Genomic DNA, 3,922 nt, shown 5'->3' on the forward strand with positions numbered 1-3,922 from the left:
GAAGCACTGTAAAGCTTTCTTCTACGGTTACTAGCGATGGCACCTATCAGTGGTATAAAGATGATGTGTTAATTCCGGGGGCTGTTGGTAATGCTCTTTTAGGCTCTCAATCTGGTTCTTATAAATTCAGATTTTTAAATGCTAGTGGATGTTTTGCCTTTTCAAAGGAGATTGTTCTTACGAGTTTGTTTTCAATGTCTCCAACGAATTATAAAATATCTATTTTTGGTGAAAGTTGTAGTAAAAACAACGATGGTAAAATTTCAATTACAGCCTCACAACCCTATAAGTACAAAGCAACATTAATGAAGGGTCAAACCGTCATAAGCACCAATGATTTTACAGGATTTCTTAACCTGGAAAATTTACCTGCGGATAAATATTCATTATGTTTTACAATTGATGGTCAACCAGATTATAAACAATGTTTCGACATTGTAATCACTGAACCCAAAGATTTATCTGTCTACTCACAATTAAATCCAGCAAAGAATATCCTAAAACTGGCACTTTCAGGAGGCTCTAGCTATCGCATCAGCTTGAATGGCGAAACAGTTACAAGTTCTGGAAGCACATACGATTTAGCCTTGAAAAATGGCTGGAATAAAGTTAGCGTTGTAACAGATAAAGAATGTCAAGGAGTATTTCAAGAAGAGATTTTTGTGAATGAAAAGGTTTTAGTTTATCCGAATCCTTTTACAGATATCCTTAATTTGAAAATCAATCAGCAAGAAAATCCAACGATGCTAATTACTATTTATGATGGTGCTGGATTTTCAGTTTATAGAGCTTCTCATACCGTTGAAAATGGATTGGTATCTCTTGATTTGAGCAAATTAGATAGTGGCTATTATACTATCGCAATTGGTAAAGAGGTTTATAAAGTTTTAAAGAAATGAATTTATTAAAAATTGGGTATGCAACTTTCTTAATCTTAGCTTTAGTTAGCTGCGGAAAAAAGGAATCTGAACCACCAGCGCCAGAGGCCGCCATTTTACTAGCGCCACTTAAAGATGAGGTTTGTTTTACAGGTAAAGTCATTTCTGATTCAGAAAGCACTATTGATTTCAAATGGGCCTTTGCCGCAAATGCAGAAACCTATGAATTAACTGTTAAAAACTTACTAACGAATGTAATATCTACCCATATAACGAGTGTCAATAATTTGGAATTAACATTGAAGCGAAACACCCCATACTCTTGGTTTATAAGTTCAAAATCAAGTAAAAATGTGAGTACAGCAGCTAGTGCGACTTGGAAATTTTACAATTCAGGTAATGGTGCAACGAGTTATCCACCCTTCCCAGCAGAGATTATTGGTCCGACACTGGGACAAAAGCTAACAGCTACTAATGGAAAGATTGCCCTACAATGGAGAGGACTAGATTCGGATAACGATATTGTGAATTATGATGTATATCTCGGCACAAGCAATAACCCTGGCATTTTACAGAGTAAAATTATTCAAACTAGTTTGGCCAATGTTACGGTAAGTTCCGCTACAACTTATTATTGGAAAGTAATCACAAGAGATGCCAATGGTAACACATCAGATTCTGGCGTTTATTTGTTTACTATAAACTAGTAATATTTGAGTTGCAACTATTTTTTTAAATTCTTATTGAATTCTCAAATATAAAAATCTGCGTTTAATCCCCGAAAAACCTGTTACATTATGTTATTTCACACGAATAACGCAAAATATTTATGGCCTTGGATAAATATTCTTTAGACTTGATTATTCATGTCATTAAAAAAATTATTTATTGTGGTAAATGCTAAATACTTGGTAGTGTAAAAATTTCAATTTTTTGTGGTTCCTAATGTCTCAAAAAAGAAATAGCATAAAACTTATAAATAATATTGGATTCTTGGCCATTGGTTTTTATTAAAATATTAAGCGATATTTTAACAACTGGAAGTCGATAATGATCATGAAAGAGGAAAATATGTTAATTAACCTTTAACAGCCCAGTGGTTTATAACCACTGGGTTTTCTTTTTTGGCACAGAAAAACTCTCTTTTTATAGCTAGCTACCAAAATTCTTATTTATACAATAGGGTAATTAATTGATTTGAAATGCTTAAATTATAGGTTGATTAAAAGAAAATTTTAAGTTCTTTAACACGCTCCTTATAGTTTAACATTCCCAAATCCTATATATTGGTGGGGGGGGGTAATGGTGGAATCATTTATGCTGTTATTTTGCTAACTAAGGATAGTTATTTAAGCATTGGTATTATAGAATCTGCTGAAAATCATTTTTATCAGTCCGCATAGTCTCCAGCAGGACCAAATACTTTTGATTTGGAGAAATTGCGTAAAAAAGTGGCAGAGGTTATTCCAAAAGGTGTCTCATGGATTAAAGATTTTGCTACGGGTCTTACTTATCCGAAGAATAGTATTTCTACCAATGTTTCTGGTGATATATTTAATGATTTACTTAAAAAGGCAGCAATAAAAATAAATTATTTTCGATGTTTCCTGTTAAAAATGAATTATAGCGCCAGACTAATGTTCTGCCATATATTTGGAAACCCAAGTAAATTTCTCTTTAATAATTCTTTCTTTCTCCTTTTTTAAATTCTCTAAAAATGCTGCTGCAACAGGTGAAAAGCCCTTATTTTTTAACCAAATAATGTTCCAAACCGAACTTAAGGGAAAACCTTTGATGGGAATAATGGATAGTTCGCCATTTATTAACTCATTTTTTATTCCTATTATGGGCATTACAGAATAGCCTAATCCAGCAATAACAGCTTGTTTTACCGCCTCATTTGAGGTGAGTTCCATTTTTTTTCTAATCTTAAGATTGTGCGACGAAATGTATTTTTCAAAGGTATGCCTTGTCCCAGAGCCTTTTTCACGATAAATAATTGGTAACTTCTCAAATATTTGCTCTGAACGTTCAACATTCTCCGCCATGTTATTTGCACCGCCTATAAGGTATAGCTTATTTTGCATGAGCTCAATCTTCTCAATTTGCAGTTTTTCGGGCAATACAGATACCAGGGCAAAGTCAACTTCGTTATTTTCGAGACTTTCAACTACCTTCTCTTTATTGGTTACATCCAAAGAGAGCTCAATACCTTGATGCTGCTTCAAAAAATCCGATAAGAAATATGGAATCACATATTTCCCCGTAGATACGACAGATAGTTTTAGTCGCCCACTAAGCTGCCCCTTATAAGCCAAGGTTTTATAATTGATTGCATATACCTCAGTCAATATTTTTTCGACGGCTAGTGCAAGCTCCGCGCCAAAGTCGGTGATGTACAACTGCCGGCCAATTACTTCCGTAAGTGGAATGTCAAATTGATCCTGTAGGTTTTTCAACTGTATTGAGACTGCTGGCTGTGTGAGATGTAATTCCTCCGCAGCTTTTGTTATGCTTTTTGTCTGCGTGATCTTTAAGAATATCTGTAGCTGATGTAAGGTATAATGCATAAAAATTATTTATAGATAACATTATAAATATAAATGAAAATATATGAATTGGACTTATCAATTTTGCATAATCAAATTAAGATTATTTGAAATGAAGAAAATATGTTTAGTTGATGGCCAATTTTCTAGTAGTGATGCCTTAGAAGTATTAACTGCTTATATCCACGTGGAGATTAGGATATACCAGAGGAAAATGGAATTAGAAAAGGATACGGATAAAATCGCAGCGTATTTAGCCTCTATTCACCGACTTCAAAAAATATTGTTTGAGGCTTGCGAGTTTATTGAGCGGAAAAATGGGAATATTTATCTAAGCTCCAAACTTGATATCAGTTGAAATTGTTAAGAGATCAATAATTCATCACAATTAATATAAAATATGAATAAAGCAATAAGGTATTCTTTTACCGCAGCCTTAAAAAAATTAGTCCAACTCATAAATATAGAGAGAAAGGAAGTTGGTCAAATCTATTT

General features: G+C 33.5%; 4 protein-coding genes. 3 read left to right on the forward strand and 1 reads right to left on the reverse strand.

What is annotated here, in order from left to right; all coding sequences use genetic code 11:
• Positions 1-899 (forward strand): T9SS type A sorting domain-containing protein (locus ACILQF_RS11495; protein ID WP_395627546.1); only part of this gene is annotated, 899 nt, incomplete at its 5' end.
• Positions 896-1,585, forward strand: a complete 690-nt coding sequence (locus ACILQF_RS11500) for a hypothetical protein (protein ID WP_395627547.1) — start codon at positions 896-898, stop codon at positions 1,583-1,585. The genes ACILQF_RS11495 and ACILQF_RS11500, both read left to right, overlap by 4 nt.
• 927 nt (positions 1,586-2,512) lie before the next feature.
• Here ACILQF_RS11500 and ACILQF_RS11505 read toward each other — a convergent pair.
• Positions 2,513-3,448 (reverse strand): LysR family transcriptional regulator, encoded by a 936-nt coding sequence (locus ACILQF_RS11505; protein ID WP_395627548.1) that lies wholly within the window; start codon positions 3,446-3,448, stop codon positions 2,513-2,515.
• Positions 3,449-3,539: 91 nt separating this feature from the next.
• Here ACILQF_RS11505 and ACILQF_RS11510 point away from each other — a divergent pair, with 91 nt between their 5' ends.
• A complete protein-coding gene (locus ACILQF_RS11510; protein WP_395627549.1) occupies positions 3,540-3,785 on the forward strand; it encodes a hypothetical protein in 246 nt (81 codons plus the stop codon).
• Positions 3,786-3,922: the final 137 nt, after the last annotated feature.

The sequence above is a fragment of the Daejeonella sp. genome, from assembly GCF_044232565.1.
Lineage (GTDB): Bacteria > Bacteroidota > Bacteroidia > Sphingobacteriales > Sphingobacteriaceae > Daejeonella.